Below are 18,957 nucleotides of genomic sequence, written 5' to 3'. Positions count from 1 at the left end.
CGGGTGTCCGGGTCGACCACGGCGAGTATCGCACACGACTGGCCGGTCGGCGTCAACCGCGCGGACGCAGCGGGTCGCCGACCGTGGCGCCCGCCCCGTCGAGCGGGCCCTGCGCGAGCCGGGTCAGCAGTGGCGCGCCGGAGATCTCCAGCCCCGCCACCGTGGCCAACCCGGTCAGCACGTCGTCGAACCGGACGGCGGGTACGGCGTGTCGCAGCACCAGGTCGAGCCGGGCGCCACCGCCCTCGCGGGGCGCGGCGCTCAGCGAGACGACCGCGGCGCGGCAGTCGAACTCCCGCAGCCCCTTCTTGGTCATCCGCTCGACCAGGACCGTCTCGGTCCCCAGGAACGCGGTGACCGCCGCCTGGGTCGCCTCGGGGTCCGCCTCGACGTCGGCCAGCCAGTGGCTCGCCTCGAGCAGGTCGGAGAGCGACCCGCCCGGCGACTCGACGACCTCCAGCACGTCCAGCCCCTCGGGCAGCGCGTCGTCGAGGAGCGCGTGGATGGCCTCGGGGTCCTGCACCTCGGCGAGGGCGATCTCGAGGTACTCCGCCTCGCTGGCCGACCCGGTCGGCGCGGCGCCGGCGTACGAGATGCGCGGGTGGGGGTGGAAGCCGGAGGAGTACGCCATCGGCACCCGGGCGCGGAACACGGCCCGCTCGAACGCCCGGCTGAAGTCCCGGTGGCTGGTGAAGCGGAGCCGGCCACGCTTGGCGTAGCGGATCCGCAGCCGCTGGACGGGAGGGGCTTGCTGCTCGGGCTGCTCACGCACCGGTCAAGGCTACCGGCCAAGGAACTCAGGTAGAGACCGCCTGCTTCATCGCAATCGAGGGATAGACCGTGCTCACCCGGTGGCCGTCCAGCCAGGTGGTGAGCCGGGTCGCGTCGTCCTCCAGCGCGGCGCGCGCCTCCGAGCCGACGTCCTCGAGCAGGTGGAGCACGACCACGCCGTCCGGGTCCTGCACCCAGCAGCCGACGATCCGGCCGTCCCACCAGGCGGTGGTGCCGGAGTTGCCGTTGGTGTCGAACAGCATCGGGCCGTGCTCGCCGAGGTAGAAGCCGCGCTCCTTCCAGCCCATCACGGTCGGGTCGAGCACCGGCAGCAGCGCCGACCAGGGCTCGACGTCGGGCTCCGGCTCGAGGTCGTCGGGGAGCACGAAGCCCGTCGCTCCCCCGTCCAGCCCCACCTCGACCGCGCCGACGTCGGCGAGGGCGGCGCGTACGGCGGTCTTGGTCGAGCCCAGCCACCAGACCACGTCGGCCTCGGTCCCCGGGCCGAAGGTCCGCAGCCAGCGGCGGACGAGCTCGGCGTACCCCTCGCGCTCCTTCGCGGGCTCGGGCACGTCGCCGCCGAGCCAGGTGCCCATGGCCGTCCACTGGGGGCGCGCGGTGCGCCAGTGGCCGGCGTTGCTGGCGCGCACGATCCGCGCCTCCACGCCGAGCTGGGTCAGCACCCGCGGCGCGACGGAGACCGTGGTGGCGTACTTGCCCTTGCCGACGTCGAGGCGGCCGCCGAGCTCGGGGACCTCCTCGCGCAGCCGCTGCGCGGACAGCTCCGAGCCGTCCGCGAGCCGGGCGAGCGCGGCCTCCTCGGCCGCCACCAGCCAGGCGGCGCCGTCGGAGGTGAGACCGGCCTGCTCGATCTCCTTGGCGAAGCGGGTGCGGAGCGCGGTCGCGACCCGGGCCGAGGCACTTCCCCAGGCCGCCGGGAGCAGGTCGCGCGGGAACACGAACAGGGTGCGGCGCATCGCGAGCTGCTTGACCAGGCTGCGGTCGTCGTACAGCGCCCGGTCGACGTCGTCGACCGTGAGCCCGTCGACCCGGGCCCACAGCGAGAGATAGACGCTCGGCGCCTCGGTCGCGTGCAGCACCGTCATCGCGCGGGTGGCCGCCACCGGGTCGGCGGCGCGGTGCCCGGGAGCGAGTGCGTGCCGTCGCGCCAGACGCTGTCGTCTCTCGACATCTGTGACCCGATGCATGTGGACCATCCTGCCGGAGACCGCCGACACGACGGCTGAGACGATGGGCCGAGTGAGCACCTCAGCACGCCGCGCGACCGCCCTCGTCCTGTTCGGCCTCGTGGTGCTGTCGCTCAACCTGCGCCCGGCGGCCGTCAGCATCGGCCCGGTGCTCGCCGAGGTGCGCACGGCGTTCCACATGGCGCCGGCGACGGCGGGCCTGCTGACCTCGCTGCCCGTCCTCGGGTTCGCAGCGTTCGGTGCCGCCGCGCCCGCGGCGGCCGCGCGCTTCGGCATCCACCGGGTCACGCTGGTCGCGCTGTTCGCGGCCACCGTCGGGCTGTTCGGCCGGTCGGTGACCGGCAGCGAGACGCTGTTCCTCCTGCTGTCGCTGGTCGCGCTGGCCGGGATGGCGATGGCCAACGTGCTGCTCCCCTCGCTGGTGAAGCTGCACTTCCCGGACCGCATCGGCCTGGTCACCGCGATCTACACGACCGCGCTCTCCACCGGCCTGACCGCGGCGCTGGTGCTCACCGTGCCGATCGCCGACGCGCTCGGCGGCTGGCGCTGGGGACTCGGCGCCTGGGCGGTGATGGCCGCCGTCGCCGCGCTGCCGTGGATCGGGCTGGCCCGGCACGACCGGAACCTCGAGCGCACCCCGTCCACCGTGACGTACCGCGACGTGGCGCGCACGCGGCTCGGCCAGGTGATGGCGCTGTTCTTCGGCCTCCAGTCGCTGCAGGCCTACGCGATCTTCGGCTGGTTCGCCCAGCTGTGGCGCGACAGCGGCTACTCGGCGACGACCGCCGGGGTGCTGGCCGGGCTGGTGGCCGGCACCAGCATCCCGCTGTCGCTGTGGCTGCCGAACGTGCTGGCCCGCACGCCCGACTCCCGCCGCGTGCTGTTCCCCGTGATCGCGGCGTACCCGGTCGGCTACATCGGGCTGATGGTGGCGCCGTACTCCCTCGCGCCGCTGTGGGCGCTGATCGTCGGCGTCGGCACCGTGACGTTCCCGCTGATCCTCACGCTGGTCGGCCTGCGCGCGCACACCGCCGAGGGCACCGCCGCGCTGTCAGCCTTCACCCAGTCGACCGGCTACCTGATCGCGGCGGGCGGCCCGTTCGCGGTCGGCCTGCTGCACGGGTGGACCGACGGCTGGACGGCGCCGCTGTGGCTGCTGCTCGCGCTCGCGCTGCCGCTGTTCTGGCTGGCGGCGTACGTCGCGAGGCCGCGGTACGTCGAGGACCAGCTCGCGCCGGTCACCGAGCCTGGACCGCATCCCACACGTACGTCACCGTGAACGACGAGAGCTGGTAGGCGTTGTCGGCAGCCGCCGTTCCCGGCGGGAAGGTCACCTCGAACTCGTAGCCACGCTCCTCCCCGGGCGCCCAGGTGCCCAGGTCGGCGTCGAGGTCCCCGATACGACCGGTGTACACCTCCGTGCCGCTGCCCGCCTCCACGACCCGGAGCGTCAACCGCGTCGACAGCTGCCCGCCCCCGGGGCCTGGCTCGTCCTCGACGTCCCCGGCCACCAGCCGGAAGCTGCCCCTGGCATCTCCCTCGTTGCGGACGGTCACCGCGCCGTCGACGTGGTCGCCGGGCACCAGGTCGTGCCCGCTCATGAACGCGGCGTTGTCCGCGCTGTTGACCTGGGTCATGCTCCCGGTCGCCACCACGTTCCGAAGGTTCGCCGAGCTCGCGCTGAACACGCCGAGGGTGTAGCTCACGCCCACCGCAACGGCCACCACCAGCAGCACGAGGGCCAGCAGCCAGACCGTCATGTGCCGCCGCAGCCAGTGCAGCCGCTCGGTCACGGACGGCCGGTCACGCACCTCGGTCATGGCGGCGTCCCCCAGACCAGCTTCCCGTCGAGGTAGGCGGTGATCCTCGGGTTGGGCTCGAACGTGGTGTTGGTCCCCCAGCTGTAGTCGTTGGTCTCGTCGAAGTTGGAGTAGTCCGCCTTGTGGACCCGGAGCTCGAACGGCCCGGTCGTGCCCTCAGCGGGAATGACCCCCCCGGTGAACGTGATCTCGAGGTAGGTGTCGGCCTTCGGCTTCGCCGGCGAGACCGGCACGAAGCCGAGCGCGACCTTGTCGCAGCCGACCTGGGCGTAGTCGCAGAACCCGATCAGCGACTGCGTGGTGGAGTCCTTGGTGAACCAGTACCGGACCGTGACCCGGCGCAGGTCGATCTCGACGTTCCCGGTCTCCTCGGCTCCGCCGCCACTGGAGCCTGCGAGCTTGATCGAGGGCAGGATCGCGTTGTCGAGGGGGCTGGCGGCGCGATTCAGGTATCGGACCTCGAAGCTCTCGTCCACGGGCACGGCCCCCGGCTCGGTCCCCCACACCAGCTGGCCGCCGACGTAGACCGTGACCCGCGCGTTGTCGGCGAACGCCGATCGGTCGGCGAAGCTCCAGTCATCGGCCTGGGTCATCTGGGTCCCGCCGTCGTCACGGACGGCGAGCTGGTCCAGGCTCGCCGACTGCCCCGGCGCGAGCGTCGCGGCGGAGAACGACACCTGGAGGTAGTGATCGGCTCCCTCGCGGGCCGCGCGCAGGTCGGTGATGGAGAGTCCGACCTGCCCGCAGCCGTAGACGGAGTAGTAGCAGGCGCCCACCAACCGGTCGGCGCCGTCCGCGGTGAACCAGTAGCGCATCGTCACCGTGCCGAGGCTCGCGGGCGTCGCGCCGCGGTTCACGAGCCGCAGGCCGAGCTGGATCTGGCTGCTGGTCGCACCCGCGTCGTTGGACCGGGACTGGGCGACGAGCGTGGCGGGGGGCGCCGGGTCTGCGGCGGTGATCGTCTGGGGATTCGACTCGCGCGCCGTGAACGCGGCGATCGCCACCCCGGTCCCGAAGCCGGCGAGCACCGCCGCGAGCACGATCGCGACGACCAGCAGCCGCCTCACGGCGCGGCCTCCTGCTCGGTCTCCTGCTCGGCCTCGGCGGTCTCGCGCTGCTGCTCCTCGCGGACGGCGTCGCCGGAGAGCCGCCACAGGGCGACGACGATGTAGACGATGAGGGCGACGGCGGGGACGCCGATCACCAGGAACTGGACCCAGCCCACCTGGAGCGCCATGTAGACGTAGCCGACGTAGGGGATGTGGTGGACGACCCGGCCCTGGTCCGGGCCGTCGAGCACCATCAGCCAGGGGTCCATGTCGGCGTTGTTGTCGCCCTGGGTACGGAAGATCCGCTCCCCGGGAGCGTCGGTGCCCTCCTCGGCGAGGACGATCCGCATGATCCGGTGCGTCACCGGGTCGGTGATCCCGTACTCCGGCGGTGGGACGAACGTGATGATGTCGCCGACCTCGAGCTCGTCGACCGGCACGACCTCGTCGTACACCACCGAGCCGACCGGCAGGGTCGGCTCCATCGAGCCGCTGACGATGACGTAGCGCTCGTAGCCGAGCAGGGTCGGGAGCACCATGACCGTCGCGAGCGCGAACGCCAGGATCATGGCTGCCGTCGTCACGCCCGAGATGATCCGGCGTCGCATGGTGGTGGCCCGCCCCTTCACGACACCGACTCGATCTGCCAGTCGAAGGTGAGGCTGGTGGTGGTCCCGGCCGCACCCGCGCCGGTCCCGGCGGGCCAGGTCAGTGTGACCCGATAGCTGCGGCTCTCCCCCGGGGCGAGCGTGCCCAGCAGCACGCTGGAGAGGCCGGTGAGGGGGCCGTCGTACGCCGGCTGCGCCTGGGCGGGGTCGGTCTGCTGGACCACGACGGCGAGCACCTTCGCCAGGGGCGACTGCCCGTCGACGCCACGCGCGTCGAGGGTCAGCCGGCCGCGGTGACCCTCGTTCGTGACGGTCTGGGTCCCGCTCCTGCTGTCACCGGGCGCCATGCCGGATCCGTCGACGAGCTGCCCGGTCCGGGCCAGCGTGAGCCCCATGCCGGCCGCGGCGTACTCGTTCCCCGGCGAGCTCGACGTCGAGCTGAAGACCGCGCCGGAGAACCCGATCACGGCGGTGACGACGAACGCCATCACCCCGCCGGCGATCAGGATCGCGATCAGCTTGCGGTCGCGCAGCAGGAGACCGCTGTGACCACCCGAGACCGGGTCCCGATCCGCCACGGACACCCGGCCCTCAGGAGGTGCTCTGCGTGGCGTCCCAGGTGAAGTCGACGGTCGTCTGCGAGTCCTGGTACTCGTTGCCGGCCGCCTCGTCGAAGGTCACCGTGAACGTGAAGGTGTGCGACTCGTCCGGCTGCCAGGTGCCCAGGTCGATCGTCCCGGCCGACGCGAGAGGGCCGTTGTAGACCTCGGTCGTACCGTCGGTGACGACCAGGCCGAGCACGCTCGAGAGCGCCGGCGTGGCGGGCGTGTCGACGAGGTTCGACGAGGTCAGCTCGAAGTCGCCCTCGGCGTCGCCGACGTTGGTGACCTCCACGGTCCCGGTGGTCGTCTCCCCCGGGAGCAGGTTGTCGACCGTCAGGATCGCCATGCCCTCCTGGGAGTTGTCGATCTCCATGCTGCCGGTGCCCACCATGTTGCCGGGGTTGGCCGACGAGCTGGTGAAGAGGCTGAAGGAGAACGTCACGACGATCGCCGCGATCACGATCGCCACCAACGCGAGGATGAGCTTCTTCGAGTTCCGGCCCATCCAGGCGAGTCGCTCCTGGGTGGTCGGTTCCTGAGTAGCCGGTCCCTGTGGGGTGGGCGTGGTGGACATGGCGGGCTCTCCCTCGATCGTCGACTCCCTGCCGACCGTAGATCGGGTGCCCCCCGGCACGTCTCCCCCGGATCGGGTGATCAGACGACGCTGAGTGGGAGCAGCTGCCGGCCGGTCGGGCCGATCTGGATCTCGGTGCCCATCTCCGGGCACACACCGCAGTCGTAGCAGGGCGTCCAGCGGCAGTCCTCGACCTCGACGTCGGAGGTGCCGTCACCGACCGCGAGGGCGTCCTCCCAGTCGGCCCACAGCCAGTCCTTGTCGAGCCCGGAGTCGAGGTGGTCCCACGGCAGCACCTCGTCGTACTCCCGCTCGCGGGTGGTGTACCAGCCGAGGTCGACGCCGGTGCCGTCCAGCGCGGTCTCGCTCGCCGTGACCCAACGGTCGTAGGAGAAGTGCTCGCTCCAGCCGTCGAACCGGCCGCCGTCGCGCCACACCTGCTCGATGACCCGGCCGACGCGGCGGTCACCGCGCGAGAGCAGTCCCTCGATGATGCCGGGCTTGCCGTCGTGGTAGCGGAAGCCGATCGCGCGGCCGTACTTCTTGTCGTCGCGCACGGTGTCGCGCAGCTTCTTGAGCCGGTCGTCGGTGGTCTCGTGGTCGAGCTGCGCGGCCCACTGGAACGGGGTGTGCGGCTTGGGGACGAACCCGCCGATCGAGACGGTGCAGCGGATGTCGTTGCGCCCGGAGACCTCGCGGCCCTTGGCGATGACCTTCCTCGCGAGGTCGGCGACCTGGAGGACGTCCTCGTCGGTCTCGGTCGGCAGCCCGACCATGAAGTAGAGCTTCACCTGGCGCCAGCCGTGGGAGTACGCCGTCGCCACGGTGCGGATCAGGTCCTCCTCGGTGACCATCTTGTTGATCACCTTCCGCATCCGCTCGGAGCCGCCCTCGGGGGCGAACGTCAGGCCGGAGCGCCGGCCGTTGCGGGAGAACTCGTTGGCGAGGGTGATGTTGAAGGCGTCGACGCGGGTCGACGGCAGGCTCAGGGAGACGTTCGAACCGTCGTAGCGGTCGGCCAGGCCCTTGGCCACCTCGCCGATCTCGGTGTGGTCGGCGCTCGACAGCGACAGCAGGCCGACCTCCTCGAAGCCGGACTTGCGGATGCCGTTCTCGACCATGTCGCCGATGGTCTCGATGGACCGCTCGCGCACCGGGCGGGTGATCATCCCGGCCTGGCAGAACCGGCAGCCGCGGGTGCAGCCGCGGAAGATCTCGACGGAGAAGCGCTCGTGCACGGTCTCGGCGAGCGGGACCAGCGGCTTGGCGGGGTACGGCCACGCGTCGAGGTCCATCAGCGTGTGCTTGCGGACCCGGAACGGGATGCCCGGACGGTTCGGCACGACGGCCTCGATGGCGCCGTCGGCGGCGTACGTGACGTCGTAGAAGCGTGGGACGTAGATGTTGCCGCTGACCGCGAGCCGGCGCAGCACCTCGTCGCGACCGCCGGGGCGGCCCTCGGCCTTCCAGTCGCGGACGACCTCGGAGATCGCGAGCACGACCTCCTCGCCGTCACCGAGCACCGCGGCGTCGAGGAAGTCGGCGATCGGCTCGGGGTTGAACGCGGCGTGGCCGCCCGCGAGCACGATCGGGTCCTCGTCGGTGCGGTCGGCGGCGTGGATCGGGATGCCGGCGAGGTCGAGGGCGTTGAGCATGTTGGTGTAGCCGAGCTCGGTCGAGAAGCTCAGGCCGAAGACGTCGAACGCGCGCACCGGGCGGTGGGAGTCGACGGTGAACTGCGGGATCGACTCGTCGCGCAGCAGCTGCTCCATGTCGGGCCACACGGCATAGGTGCGCTCGGCGACGATCCAGTCGCGCTCGTTGAGCACCTCGTAGAGGATCTGCACGCCCTGGTTGGGCAGGCCGACCTCGTACGCGTCCGGGTACATCAGCGCCCAGCGGACGGTCTCCCCCTCGGGGGCGCAGTCCCAGTCCTTGACGGTCGAGTTCAGCTCCCCGCCGACGTACTGGATCGGCTTGGAGACCGACTGGAGCCGGGGCTCCAGGAGCGGGAAGACGCTCGCAGGCGCGGACATGCAACTACCTCGCAAAGGGGCTTGGTCGTTCTCGGGGAAGGAACAACCACCAAGGGTACGACCCACCGCCGCGACGGAGCGAACCGTCAGTCGGCGTCGGGCGCGAGCTCCTCGAGCGCCTGGCGGGCGATCACCAGCTCCTCCTGGGCGAGGACGATGAGGTCCTCCAGGCCGGCGGCGCCGTAGCGGTTGGCCACCCCGTGGACGGCGTCGGCGATGTCCGGCTCGATCTCGCGGTCGGTCATGGGTCCATCCAAACAGATCTGTGTCCTGGGTCGGAGGTCCATGCGCGTTGTGCGTGCTCAGGGTGTGGGCATCGCAAGGCGCCGGAGTGACGGCGCTGTTGGCTCATCACCGAGCGACGGCAACGCAGCGAGGTGCGTGCCATGTGTGCGCGAAGCGCACACGGACCTGCGATTCAGGGCACTAGGAGGCGTCGGCCTCGGCGCGCGCCGCGACGCTCGCCGAGGTCGCCCTGAGCTCCACGGGTGGGAGCAGCAGCAGGATCAGGAACGCGATCACGCCCACCCCCGCGGCGATCAGGAAGACCAGGTCCATCGACTCGGCGAAGCCGACCTGGAACGGATGTGCGAACACCGGCGGCAGCTCCTCGATGAACGAGGAGTCGTCCTGGACCTGCGCGATCGTCGAGGGGTCGAACACATGTCCCTCGGCGACGGCCTGCTGCCACTCCGGCGTCTGGGACGCGGTCACGAGCTCGTCCTGGACGTTGCCGCCGAGGGTGCTGAACAGCACGGACAGGAAGACCGCGACACCGAGGGTGCCGCCGATCTGCCGGAAGAACGTGGCCGAGCTGGTGGCCACGCCGATCTCGGTCGGCGGCACCGAGCTCTGCACGATCAGCAGGATCGGCTGCAGGCAGTTGCCCAGGCCGAGGCCGAGCACCAGCATCGACAGGCTGACCCAGATCATCGGCGTGTCGGCGCCGCAGCGCGAGAGCAGCAGCAGGCCGACGACCATGACCGCCGAGCCCACGATCGGGAACCAGCGGATGTGGCCCGTGCGGGAGATGACCTGGCCGGAGCCGATCGAGCCGACCATCATGCCGACGACCATCGGCAGCATCAGCAGGCCGGCCTCGGTGGGCGAGGCGCCGTGCACGATCTGCATGTACTGAGGGATCAGCATGATGCCGCCGAACATCGCGACCCCGACGAGCACGCTCGCCGCGATCGTGACCGCGGCCGGCCGGAGCCGGAAGATCCGCAGCGGGATCAGCGCCGCGGCGCCCATCGCCCGCTCGGCGAGCAGGAAGGCGACGAGGCCGATCGCCCCGATGACGTAGCAGGCCAGGGAGCGCGGCGAGTCCCAGCCCCACTGCCGGCCCTGCTCGGCGACGGTCAGCAGCGGCACCAGGCAGACGACGAGGGAGATCGCGCCCCACCAGTCGATGCGGATGTGCCGCGGCGTGTGGTGGATGTGCAGGGTGCGGTAGACGACCGCGAGCGCGGCGATGCCGATCGGGACGTTCACGAGGAAGACCCAGCGCCAGCCGTCGATTCCGAGGATCACCGCCTGGCCGGCGAAGAACCCGCCGATCAGCGGCCCCAGCACGCTCGACGTACCGAACATGGCCATGAAGTAGCCGGTGTAGCGGGCCCGCTCGCGCGGCGACACGATGTCGCCGATGATCGCGAGCACCAGCGTGAAGAGGCCGCCCGCGCCGAGTCCCTGGAACGCGCGGAACGCCGCGAGCTGGTACATCGAGGTCGCGAACGAGCACAGCGCGGAGCCGATGATGAACACCGTGATCGCGAACATGAACAGCTTCTTGCGACCGTAGTTGTCGCCGAGCTTGCCGTAGATCGGCGTCGTGATCGTCGAGGTGATCAGGTACGCCGTGGTCACCCACGCCTGCACCGAGAGCCCACCCAGGTCGTCGGCGATCGTGCGGATCGACGTGCTCACGATCGTCTGGTCGAGGGCGCCGAGGAACATGCCCATCATCAGCCCGGAGAGGATCGTCAGGATCTGCCGGTGGGTGTACTCGCCCGAGTGGCTGTTCTCGCTCATCGCGGTCAGCCTAGGGCCGGGAAGGTTGTCCCAGACAACGAGTTCGTTGTGATGGCGGCCACTCCCTGGCCGAGTCCGTAGGGTTCCCGTCATGAGCATCCTGGGACGCCGCCTGGACTGGACGACCATCGCGCCGCCCTCGGCGATCCTCGTGCTCGTCTTCGTCTGGGGCAGTCACCCCGGCACGGTCGCGGCCGTCGGGATCGGCATCTTCCTCATTGGCGCCGTGCTCTCCGCGGTGCACCACGCCGAGGTCGTCGCGCACCGGGTCGGCGAGCCGTTCGGCTCGCTGCTGCTCGCCGTCGCCGTGACGGTCATCGAGGTCGCCCTGATCGTGACGCTGATGCTGAGCGGCAGCGACACGTCGGCGCTCGCGCGCGACACGGTGTTCGCGGCCGTGATGATCACGATCAACGGCATCGTGGGGCTCTCGCTGGTCATCGGCGCCGTGAAGTACCGGATGGCGGTCTTCAACCCCGAGGGCACCGGCGCCGCCCTGATGACCGTCGTCGCGCTCGCGGCGCTGACGCTGGTGCTGCCGCGGTTCACCACGAGCACCCCGGGGCCGGAGTTCTCCGGCGCGCAGCTCACGTACGCCGCGATCGCGTCGCTGGCGCTCTACGGGATCTTCGTCTTCACCCAGACCGTCAAGCACCGGGACTTCTTCCTGCCGGTCGAGGCCGGCGACGCTGCTCAGGACGGACAGGTCGACTGGCCGGTGGACGAGGACGGCGACGGCCACGCCGACCCGCCGAGCAACCGGGCCGCGCTGTCCAGCCTGTTCCTGCTCCTGCTCGGCCTCGTCGCGGTGGTGGGCCTGGCCAAGGTGGAGTCGTACCCGATCGAGGACGCCGTGGACGCGATCGGGTTCCCGCACTCGTTCGTCGGTGTCGTGATCGCGCTCCTGGTGCTGCTGCCCGAGTCGATCGCGGCCGCCCGGGCGGCGGCGCGCAACCGCGTGCAGATCAGCCTCAACCTCGCCTACGGCTCGGCGATGGCGAGCATCGGCCTCACGATCCCGGCGATCGCGGTCGCCTCGATCTGGCTGGAGGGCCCGCTCGTGCTCGGCCTCGAACCGACCCAGATGGTGCTGCTGATGGTCTCGGTGATCGTGGCCGTGCTGACCGTGGTGCCCGGCCGGTCCAAGACGCTCCAGGGATCGGTGCACCTCGTGCTGATGGCGTCCTTCGTGTTCCTGGCGATCAAACCCTAGAGATCAGGCCCTGGCGATCAGGCCCTGACGATCAGGCCCTGACGAGGACCCGGTTCGGCATCGTGTAGCGCGTCGGGACCGTGGCGTTCGAGCGCAGGTGGATGTTCTGCAGCAGCCCGATCGCGAGCATGCCCGCGAACATCGAGCTGCCGCCGTACGACACGAACGGCAGCGGTACGCCGGTCACCGGCATGATCCCGAGGCACATCCCGACGTTCTGGAACGCCTGGAAGCCGAACCAGCAGGCGATGCCGGCCGCGGCCAGCCGGCCGAACACGTCGTCGGTGCGCGCGGCGATCCGCAGCGCCCGCCAGATCACCAGGCCGAGCAGGGCGATGAGGACACCCGCGCCGACCAGGCCGAGCTCCTCGCCCGCGACCGTGAACACGAAGTCCGTGTGCTGCTCGGGAACGAAGCCGGCGCGGGTCTGGGAGCCGTCGAACAGGCCCTGCCCGAACAGCCCGCCGTTGCCGACCGCGATCCGGGCCTGCTCGACGTTGTAGCCGGCGCCGCGCGGGTCGAGGTCGGGGTTCGTGAACGCCAGGAACCGGTCGACCTGGTACTGCTTCAGCACGCCCGCGGCGATCGCGGCCACGGCGGCGGTGACCGCTCCCCCGGCGAGCAGCGCGAGCCAGCGCCGCGGGGCGCCGGAGACCGCGATCACGCCGAAGACCGTGGCCGAGAGCACGAGCATGGTGCCGAGGTCCGGCTGCAGCAGGATCAGCCCTGCCGGCAGGCCGGCGATCGCGAGCATGCCGGCGACGTCGCCCAGGGCGCCACCGGGGCGCCCGCGGCGGACGTCGTGGCGCTCGGCGACCCACAGCGCCATCCCGATCACCACGGCCAGCTTCGCGAACTCCGACGGCTGGATCGACATCCCGCCGATCATCAGCCACGACCGTGAGCCGTTGACGACCGTGCCCATCGTCAGCACGAGCACGAGCCCGGCGACCGAGGCGATGTAGACGAGCGGCGCCATGATCCGCACCCACCGGTGGTCGGTGGCGAGCACCAGCACCATCAACACCAGGCCGATCGCGACGTTGACCAGCTGCTTCTTGAGGTACGCCGTGGGGTCACCGCCGGTGAGGTCGGCGCGCTGCGTGGTCGCCGACCACACCAGCACGCTGCCGAGGGTGACCAGGCCGAGCACGGCCAGCATCAGGACCCAGTCGAGGCGGGGCTTCGTGAGCACGTCAGTCCTCTTCTCGGGCCGGAGGGAGAATGGTGCCGTCCTGCATGAACGTCGGGAGCCGCTCGGGCGGGGTGACGCCGGGGATCGCCGCACGGCTCGGGTTCACGTCCATGCCGTCGATGCCGTACAAGGTCTCCCAGACCTTCCGGATCCCCTCGCCGACCGAGCCGGACCCGGTCCCGCCCTGGCTGATCATCATCACGACGACGTAGTCGTCGGTGTAGGAGGCGACCCAGCCGGTGGTCTGCTTGCCGTGCACCTCGGCCGAGCCGGTCTTCGCGCGGATGACGACCTGGTCCAGCGGGAACTCCTGCAGCTTCCAGTTCATCGTGCCGTGCGGGTTCGCCGCGACGCCCTTCAGCGCGGAGTCGATGTAGCCCAGCGTCTGCTCGGGGACGTCGACGGTGCCCACCGGCTTCGGAGCGATCCGGCGCACGACGTCGCCCTCCGGGCTGACGATCGCCTTGGCGATGCGCGGCGCGTAGAGCGTGCCGCCGTTGGCGATCGCGGCGTACGCGCGGGCCAGCTGGAGCGGCGTGACCAGCGTGTCGCCCTGGCCGATCGCGAAGTTCACCGCGTCACCGGCGCGGTAGGCGTAGCCCTCCGCGCAGAACTCACGGGAGAAGAGGTAGACGAAGTCGCTGGTGTCGGCGTCCTGCGGCTTGTTCGCGATCTTGCAGTAGTAGCCCTTCATCGACTCGTAGTAGTCGCGCTTCCACTGCCGGTCCGCGATCCGTCCGGACGCCTCGCCCGGCAGGTCGATGCCGGTCTCCTGGCCGAAGCCGAACTCCTTGGCCTCGGAGACCAGCGGGTCCTTGGCGTGCACGTCGGCGACGTCCGAGCCGTAGCGCTGCCAGTAGTCCAGGCCGATCCGGTAGAAGAAGGTGTTGCAGGAGACCTCGAGCGCCTGCGCGAAGCCGATGTAGCCGTAGGCGCCCGACTCGTAGTTCTTGAAGTCGCGGTTGCCGACCCGCAGCGCCGAGGAGCAGTTGAGCTGCGTGTCGGTCGAGTAGCCGTGGGTGAGGGCACCGGCGGTCATGAACGGCTTCCACGTCGAGCCGGGCGCGAACTGGCCCTGGGTCGCGCGACCCAGCAGCGGCGTACCGGCCTTGTCGGAGTACAGCCGCTCGAGCTGCTTGCTGCTGATCCCGCCGACCCAGACGCCGGGGTCGTACGTCGGCTGGCTGGCCATCGCGACGATCCGGCCGGTGTCGGCCTCCATCACGATCGCGGCGCCCGAGTCGGCGACGTAGTTGCGACCGGTGACCGGGTCCCGCTGGGTGCGCTGGTAGCGCATCCGCTCCAGCAGCTGCTGCTCGACGACCGACTGCACCTTGGCGTCGATGCTGGTGACGAGCGTGTCGCCGGGCTCGCCCGCGACCTCGGAGTCGTCCCCGAGCACGCGGCCCATCGAGTCGACCGCGACGTTCTTGTAGCCCGGCATGCCGCGCAGCCACTTGTCGTACTGCTTCTCGACGCCGGCGCGGCCGACCGCCGAGGCGCCGTTGACCGACTGGTCCTCGCGATCCTTCGCCTGGTCGAGCTCGCCCTCGGTGATCGGGCTGAGGTAGCCGAGCACGTGCGCGAGGTTCACGCCGTACGGCTCCGGGTAGGCGCGCACGCTCTGCTGGTCGACGACGATGCCCGGGTAGTCCTCGGGCTGCTCGAGGAGCCGCAGCGCGACCCGCTGCGGGACGTCGGAGGCGATCGGGACCGGCTGGTACGGCGAGCCGTTCCAGTTGTTCAGCTGGTGGTGGATGCGCGCGACCTTCACGTCGACGACGCCGCCGACCCGCTCGAGCAGGATCTCCTGCTGGCGCTCGGTCATCTTGCCGAGCATCGTGCGGTCGACCGCGACCACCCAGGACAGCCGGTTGGCGACCAGCGGCCGGCCCTGGTCGTCGACGATCAGCCCGCGCTGGGGCTGCACCACGACCTCGCGCACCGACTGCGACGTGGCCTGGGCGTGGTACTCGGCGCCGTCGACGACCTGCAGGAAGTAGAGCCGGGCGAACAGGGTCGCGAACAGCGAGAACACCAGCGCCTGGATGACCACCAGGCGCAGCCGACCGGTGCGCCCTGCAAATCTCTGGGGAGCCATCAGGCGAGCGCGCGGTCGGGTTCGAGCCGCCGGAACATCCCCATCACCGGCGGGAGCACGAACGGCGTGAGCAGCACGTCGAGGACGACCGAGACGCCGATGACCTGCAGCAGGTCGGGGACGCCGAGGGCGGCGTCGTCGAGCACCATGCCGGTCAGCGCGAACACCGACGTACCGACGAAGGAGGCGGCGGCGACGGTCGCGACCACGGTGCTGGCGGTCGGGGGCGCGTCGCGGCGGACGCGGCCGGCGACGTACCCGACGATCACCAGCGCGAGCGCCCAGCGGCCGGCGACGTGGTCGGCCGGCGGGGCGAGGTCGAGCGAGACGCCGGCGACGAAGCCGAGGACGGCCGCGAAGTGCGAGCCGCGGGTCAGCGCCGCGGCGACCACGACGAGCAGGCACAGGTTCGGGACGACCCCGGCCCAGGAGAAGTGCGAGAACACCGAGACCTGGAGCGCCAGCGCGACCACGATCGCGGCGGCCGCGGCGAGGGCCCTCATCGCAGCGTCCCGTCGGCGTCGATGACGGACCGGTCGCTGTCGGTGCCGGACGCCACGACCACGCCGACCAGGTCGAGCGAGCCGAAGTCGACGAACGGCTCGATCACCGCGCGCTGCGAGGTCTCGCGCAGGCTGCTGTAGACACTGGTGACGCGGCCGACCGGGACGCCGGAGACGTACGGTCCGGCCGCCTCGCTCCCCCACGTGACCACGGTGTCGTGCTTGGACGGTACGGCGGTGTCGTCGAAGAGCTCGAGGTCCAGGCGGCCGTCGTTGCCGAGGTCGCCGCGGCCGTGCAGGAGACCGACCTCCATGCTCTCGCCGACGCGACCGCCGACGACCGAGTCGGTGTCGATGATCAGCAGCACGGTCGCGGTGCTGCGGGTGACCCGCAGGACGCGGCCGACCAGGCCGTCGTTGTTGATCACGGTGAGGTCGGGTCGCAGCCCGGCGTCGGAGCCGGCGTCGATCGTGACCGTGTGGGAGAACGACTGCGACGGGCCGAGCCCGACGACGCGCGCCGGGACCAGGGAGTACCCGAGGTCGGCGGCCGCGGCGGTGAGGCCGTCGTACTCCGCGAGCCGGTTGCGGTCGTAGTCCTGCGTGGCGACCTCGGAGCGCAGCTGGGAGTTCTCGGCCTGCAGCTGGAGGAGGTCGTCCTGCATCGAGTCCTTGGAGCGGAACCAGTCCGGGACCGCGGTGAACGGGCGGACCGCGGTCGCGGTCGCCACCTCGACCGGACCGAACACCTCGCCGACCGCGCGCCGGGCGCCGTCGACGGGGCCGTCAGCGGTGGAGTCGAGGGCCATCAGGCTCAGGCAGGCGAGCACCAGGGCGACCAGCAGGCCGGGCGACTGCTTCGGCCCACCGGGGCCTCTCCAGCGCTTCTCCTTGGTCATGCGCCGCGCCTCAGGTCGGTGACCAGCACCTGCTGGAGCGCCTCGAACTCCTCGACGCACTTGCCGGCGCCGAGGGCGACGGAGGTGAGCGGGTCCTGGGCGACGTGCACGGGCATGCCGGTCTCGTGGCGCAGCCGCTCGTCGAGGCCGCGCAGCAGCGCGCCGCCGCCGGTGAGCACGATGCCGCGGTCCATGATGTCGCCGGCCAGCTCGGGCGGGGTCTGGTCGAGGGTCGCGCGGACCGCGTCCACGATCATGTGCAGCGGCTCCTCGAGCGCCTGGCGTACGTCGCTGCTGGAGACGGTGACCGTGCGGGGCAGGCCGGTGACCATGTCGCGGCCGCGGATCTCGGCCTCGACCTCGTCGATCATCGGGAACGCGGAGCCGAGGGTCATCTTGACCTCCTCGGCGGTGCGCTCGCCGAGCATCAGCGAGTGCTCCTTCTTCATCCACGCCACGATCGCCTGGTCGAGGTCGTCGCCGGCGGTCCGCACGGACAGGCTGGTGACGATGCCGCCCAGCGAGATGACCGCGACCTCGGTCGTGCCGCCGCCCACGTCGACGACCATGTTGCCGGTCGGCTGGTGCACGGGCAGCCCGGCGCCGATCGCGGCGGCCATCGGCTCCTCGACGATGTAGACGCGGCGCGCGCCGGCCTGGTAGCCGGCCTCCTTGACCGCGCGCTGCTCGACCGCGGTGATGCCGCTCGGCACGCAGATCACCATCCGCGGCTTGGCGAAGTAGCGGCGGCGGTGCACCTGCTGGATGAAGTACCGCAGCATCTGCTCGGTCGCCTCGAAGTCGGCGATCACGCCGTCCTGGAGCGGGCGGATGGCGGTGATGTGGTCGGGCGTGCGGCCGATCATCCGCTTGGCCTCGTGGCCGACGGCGAGGATCTCGCCGGTGGTGTCGTTGAGCGCCACCACGCTGGGCTCGTCGACGAGCACGCCCTTGCCGCGGACGTAGACCAGCGTGTTGGCGGTGCCGAGGTCGACGGCCATGTCACGGCCGATGAAGCTGTTCGCCATCACGTCGCCTTGTTGCAGGTGGGGAAGAAGTGACAACAGGCTACGAAGACAGGACGCGGCCCCCGGGGAGGACACGCGGCCCGACCTGCGAATTCACGTCACACCGCAGATCGGCGACTCGGGGCCACTGCGGGCCCCGGCAGCGGCGACTCAGAGGTTCGGGAACCAGATCCCGATCTCGCGGGCGGCCGACTCCTCGGAGTCCGAGCCGTGCACGAGGTTCTGCTGGACGGCCAGGCCCCAGTCGCGGCCGAGGTCGCCGCGGATGGTGCCGGGCGCGGCGACGGTCGGGTCGGTCGCGCCGGCCAGCGAGCGGAAGCCCTCGATGCAGCGCTCGCCCTCGAGCACGATCGCCACGACCGGGCCGGACAGCATGAAGTCGACCAGCGGCTGGTAGAACGGCTTGCCCTCGTGCTCGGCGTAGTGCTCGGCGAGCAGCTCGGGCGTGGCGTCGCGCAGGTCGAGCGCCACCAGGCCGTAGCCCTTGGCCTCGATGCGGCGGACGACCTCACCGACCAGGCCGCGGCGGACGGCGTCGGGCTTGAGCAGGACGAGCGTGCGCTGGGTCATGCCCGGAGACTATCGAGCGCCCGCCCGGGCGAGGACGTCGGCCGGGACCGCTCCCCGTGCGTCGACGTCCGGCTCCACCTCGCCGAAGACCCGCCGCACCGGGATGACCCCGGCCCAGACGCCCGCGTCGATGTCCTCCTGGTCGTCGACCGGGCCGCACGCGCGGGCCTTCATCGACGCCTCGCGCAGCGGTACGGCGAGCACCGCGGTCGCGGCCATCTCCTTGCGGGTGTTGGCCCGCAACGTGGCCGCGCGGCCGGGGATCATGTGGTCGACGATCAGGTCCAGGGCGCGCGCCCGCTCGTCGGGGTCGTCGACCAGCCGGGCCTCGCCGATCACGACCGCCGACCGGTAGTTCATCGAGTGGTGGAACGCCGACCGCGCGGCGACCAGGCCGTCGAGCTCGGTCACGGTCACGCACACCGTGCGGTCCGTCGACGCCCGCAGCCAGCCGGCCGCGACCGAGCCGTGGACGTAGAGCGTGCCGTCCTCGTCCGGGCCGTCGAGGTCGACCGCGTACGCCGTCGGCAGCACCAGCGGGTGCCGGTCGAGGCTCACCCCGAGGTGCGCGATGAGCGCGTCGTCGAGGAGCGCGTGCAGCTCGGCGCGGTCCTCGACCATCCGGTTGCGGCCGCGGCCGATCGTGGTCCGGTCGGTCGGAGACAGGGGTGCCAGCCGGTGATCGATCGTCATGCGACCATCGTCGAGCAGAAGTGGCCTGTACGCACGGGCCAATCCGACGTTGA

At 71.3% G+C, this 18,957-nt stretch carries 19 protein-coding genes; 2 read left to right on the top strand and 17 right to left on the bottom strand.

The window, feature by feature from the left end; all coding sequences use genetic code 11:
* Nucleotides 1–52: 52 nt before the first annotated feature.
* The gene (locus MJ604_RS03970) at nucleotides 53–772 is read right to left on the bottom strand and encodes a TIGR03936 family radical SAM-associated protein (RefSeq protein WP_243056995.1); all 720 of its coding nucleotides are present in this window, start codon (nucleotides 770–772) and stop codon (nucleotides 53–55) included.
* A gap of 25 nt (nucleotides 773–797) precedes the next feature.
* Entirely contained in the window at nucleotides 798–1,979 is a 1,182-nt protein-coding gene (locus MJ604_RS03965) for a winged helix DNA-binding domain-containing protein (RefSeq protein ID WP_243056994.1), read from the bottom strand.
* Between the two features lie 43 nt (nucleotides 1,980–2,022).
* On the opposite strand from MJ604_RS03965, the gene MJ604_RS03960 reads away from it, so the two are divergent.
* Nucleotides 2,023–3,258 (top strand): CynX/NimT family MFS transporter, encoded by a 1,236-nt coding sequence (locus tag MJ604_RS03960; RefSeq protein WP_374458331.1) that lies wholly within the window; start codon nucleotides 2,023–2,025, stop codon nucleotides 3,256–3,258.
* Here MJ604_RS03960 and MJ604_RS03955 read toward each other — a convergent pair.
* From MJ604_RS03955 to MJ604_RS03920, 8 genes are all read right to left on the bottom strand, one after another.
* A complete protein-coding gene (locus MJ604_RS03955; RefSeq protein ID WP_243056992.1) occupies nucleotides 3,218–3,799 on the bottom strand; it encodes a hypothetical protein in 582 nt (193 codons plus the stop codon). The genes MJ604_RS03960 and MJ604_RS03955 overlap by 41 nt on opposite strands.
* Nucleotides 3,796–4,866 carry a cellulose binding domain-containing protein gene (locus MJ604_RS03950; RefSeq protein WP_243056991.1) on the bottom strand — a complete coding sequence of 357 codons (1,071 nt, stop codon included), beginning with the start codon at nucleotides 4,864–4,866 and terminating at the stop codon, nucleotides 3,796–3,798. The genes MJ604_RS03955 and MJ604_RS03950 overlap by 4 nt, the downstream gene beginning before the upstream one ends.
* Nucleotides 4,863–5,432, bottom strand: a complete 570-nt coding sequence (locus MJ604_RS03945; protein ID WP_243056990.1) for a signal peptidase I — start codon at nucleotides 5,430–5,432, stop codon at nucleotides 4,863–4,865. The genes MJ604_RS03950 and MJ604_RS03945 overlap by 4 nt, the downstream gene beginning before the upstream one ends.
* Nucleotides 5,433–5,473: 41 nt before the next feature.
* Nucleotides 5,474–6,034, bottom strand: a complete 561-nt coding sequence (locus MJ604_RS03940; protein ID WP_243056989.1) for a hypothetical protein — start codon at nucleotides 6,032–6,034, stop codon at nucleotides 5,474–5,476.
* A gap of 13 nt (nucleotides 6,035–6,047) precedes the next feature.
* Nucleotides 6,048–6,563 carry a hypothetical protein gene (locus MJ604_RS03935; RefSeq protein WP_243056988.1) on the bottom strand — a complete coding sequence of 172 codons (516 nt, stop codon included), beginning with the start codon at nucleotides 6,561–6,563 and terminating at the stop codon, nucleotides 6,048–6,050.
* 149 nt (nucleotides 6,564–6,712) lie between these two features.
* The gene (locus MJ604_RS03930) at nucleotides 6,713–8,668 is read right to left on the bottom strand and encodes a TIGR03960 family B12-binding radical SAM protein (protein WP_243056987.1); all 1,956 of its coding nucleotides are present in this window, start codon (nucleotides 8,666–8,668) and stop codon (nucleotides 6,713–6,715) included.
* Nucleotides 8,669–8,754: 86 nt separating this feature from the next.
* Nucleotides 8,755–8,913, bottom strand: coding sequence for a hypothetical protein (locus tag MJ604_RS03925; protein WP_243056986.1), 159 nt, complete (start codon nucleotides 8,911–8,913; stop codon nucleotides 8,755–8,757).
* Between the two features lie 181 nt (nucleotides 8,914–9,094).
* Complete coding sequence (locus MJ604_RS03920) at nucleotides 9,095–10,702, bottom strand: MDR family MFS transporter (protein ID WP_243056985.1); 1,608 nt, start codon at nucleotides 10,700–10,702, stop codon at nucleotides 9,095–9,097.
* A gap of 91 nt (nucleotides 10,703–10,793) precedes the next feature.
* Here MJ604_RS03920 and MJ604_RS03915 point away from each other — a divergent pair, with 91 nt between their 5' ends.
* Nucleotides 10,794–11,915 carry a calcium:proton antiporter gene (locus MJ604_RS03915; protein ID WP_243056984.1) on the top strand — a complete coding sequence of 374 codons (1,122 nt, stop codon included), beginning with the start codon at nucleotides 10,794–10,796 and terminating at the stop codon, nucleotides 11,913–11,915.
* Nucleotides 11,916–11,946: 31 nt separating this feature from the next.
* On the opposite strand, the gene rodA is transcribed toward MJ604_RS03915, so the two are convergent.
* The 7 genes from rodA to MJ604_RS03880 form a co-directional block, all read right to left on the bottom strand.
* Nucleotides 11,947–13,110, bottom strand: a complete 1,164-nt coding sequence (gene rodA, locus MJ604_RS03910) for a rod shape-determining protein RodA (protein WP_243056983.1) — start codon at nucleotides 13,108–13,110, stop codon at nucleotides 11,947–11,949.
* Between the two features lies 1 nt (nucleotide 13,111).
* Nucleotides 13,112–15,211, bottom strand: coding sequence for a penicillin-binding protein 2 (mrdA, locus tag MJ604_RS03905; protein WP_243056982.1), 2,100 nt, complete (start codon nucleotides 15,209–15,211; stop codon nucleotides 13,112–13,114).
* Nucleotides 15,211–15,714 carry a rod shape-determining protein MreD gene (mreD, locus tag MJ604_RS03900; RefSeq protein ID WP_243056981.1) on the bottom strand — a complete coding sequence of 168 codons (504 nt, stop codon included), beginning with the start codon at nucleotides 15,712–15,714 and terminating at the stop codon, nucleotides 15,211–15,213. The genes mrdA and mreD overlap by 1 nt, the downstream gene beginning before the upstream one ends.
* Nucleotides 15,711–16,613, bottom strand: a complete 903-nt coding sequence (mreC, locus tag MJ604_RS03895) for a rod shape-determining protein MreC (RefSeq protein ID WP_243056980.1) — start codon at nucleotides 16,611–16,613, stop codon at nucleotides 15,711–15,713. Before mreC ends, mreD begins: the two co-directional genes overlap by 4 nt.
* Entirely contained in the window at nucleotides 16,610–17,641 is a 1,032-nt protein-coding gene (locus MJ604_RS03890) for a rod shape-determining protein (RefSeq protein WP_243056979.1), read from the bottom strand. The genes mreC and MJ604_RS03890 overlap by 4 nt, the downstream gene beginning before the upstream one ends.
* A gap of 150 nt (nucleotides 17,642–17,791) precedes the next feature.
* The gene (ndk, locus tag MJ604_RS03885; protein WP_243056978.1) at nucleotides 17,792–18,211 is read right to left on the bottom strand and encodes a nucleoside-diphosphate kinase; all 420 of its coding nucleotides are present in this window, start codon (nucleotides 18,209–18,211) and stop codon (nucleotides 17,792–17,794) included.
* 9 nt (nucleotides 18,212–18,220) lie between these two features.
* Nucleotides 18,221–18,904: a pyridoxamine 5'-phosphate oxidase family protein gene (locus MJ604_RS03880; RefSeq protein WP_243056977.1), complete on the bottom strand. Its 684-nt coding sequence runs from the start codon at nucleotides 18,902–18,904 to the stop codon at nucleotides 18,221–18,223.
* Nucleotides 18,905–18,957 lie beyond the last annotated feature (53 nt).

Source organism: Nocardioides sp. SR21, assembly GCF_022761125.1.
Lineage (GTDB): Bacteria > Actinomycetota > Actinomycetes > Propionibacteriales > Nocardioidaceae > Nocardioides.
This window is presented reverse-complemented; position numbering and strand designations above follow the sequence as displayed.

What these genes read in the sequence shown, in the direction of transcription:
- mreC (WP_243056980.1), bottom strand. Translation starts at nt 16,613, where the DNA reads ATGACCAAGGAGAAGCGCTGGAGAGGCCCCGGTGGGCCGAAGCAGTCG.
- mrdA (WP_243056982.1), bottom strand. Translation starts at nt 15,211, where the DNA reads ATGGCTCCCCAGAGATTTGCAGGGCGCACCGGTCGGCTGCGCCTGGTG.
- MJ604_RS03935 (WP_243056988.1), bottom strand. Translation starts at nt 6,563, where the DNA reads ATGGGCCGGAACTCGAAGAAGCTCATCCTCGCGTTGGTGGCGATCGTG.
- MJ604_RS03955 (WP_243056992.1), bottom strand. Translation starts at nt 3,799, where the DNA reads ATGACCGAGGTGCGTGACCGGCCGTCCGTGACCGAGCGGCTGCACTGG.
- ndk (WP_243056978.1), bottom strand. Translation starts at nt 18,211, where the DNA reads ATGACCCAGCGCACGCTCGTCCTGCTCAAGCCCGACGCCGTCCGCCGC.
- MJ604_RS03930 (WP_243056987.1), bottom strand. Translation starts at nt 8,668, where the DNA reads ATGTCCGCGCCTGCGAGCGTCTTCCCGCTCCTGGAGCCCCGGCTCCAG.
- MJ604_RS03960 (WP_374458331.1), top strand. Translation starts at nt 2,023, where the DNA reads ATGGGCCGAGTGAGCACCTCAGCACGCCGCGCGACCGCCCTCGTCCTG.
- MJ604_RS03965 (WP_243056994.1), bottom strand. Translation starts at nt 1,979, where the DNA reads ATGCATCGGGTCACAGATGTCGAGAGACGACAGCGTCTGGCGCGACGG.
- MJ604_RS03925 (WP_243056986.1), bottom strand. Translation starts at nt 8,913, where the DNA reads ATGACCGACCGCGAGATCGAGCCGGACATCGCCGACGCCGTCCACGGG.
- MJ604_RS03880 (WP_243056977.1), bottom strand. Translation starts at nt 18,904, where the DNA reads ATGACGATCGATCACCGGCTGGCACCCCTGTCTCCGACCGACCGGACC.
- MJ604_RS03890 (WP_243056979.1), bottom strand. Translation starts at nt 17,641, where the DNA reads ATGGCGAACAGCTTCATCGGCCGTGACATGGCCGTCGACCTCGGCACC.
- MJ604_RS03915 (WP_243056984.1), top strand. Translation starts at nt 10,794, where the DNA reads ATGAGCATCCTGGGACGCCGCCTGGACTGGACGACCATCGCGCCGCCC.
- mreD (WP_243056981.1), bottom strand. Translation starts at nt 15,714, where the DNA reads ATGAGGGCCCTCGCCGCGGCCGCCGCGATCGTGGTCGCGCTGGCGCTC.
- MJ604_RS03920 (WP_243056985.1), bottom strand. Translation starts at nt 10,702, where the DNA reads ATGAGCGAGAACAGCCACTCGGGCGAGTACACCCACCGGCAGATCCTG.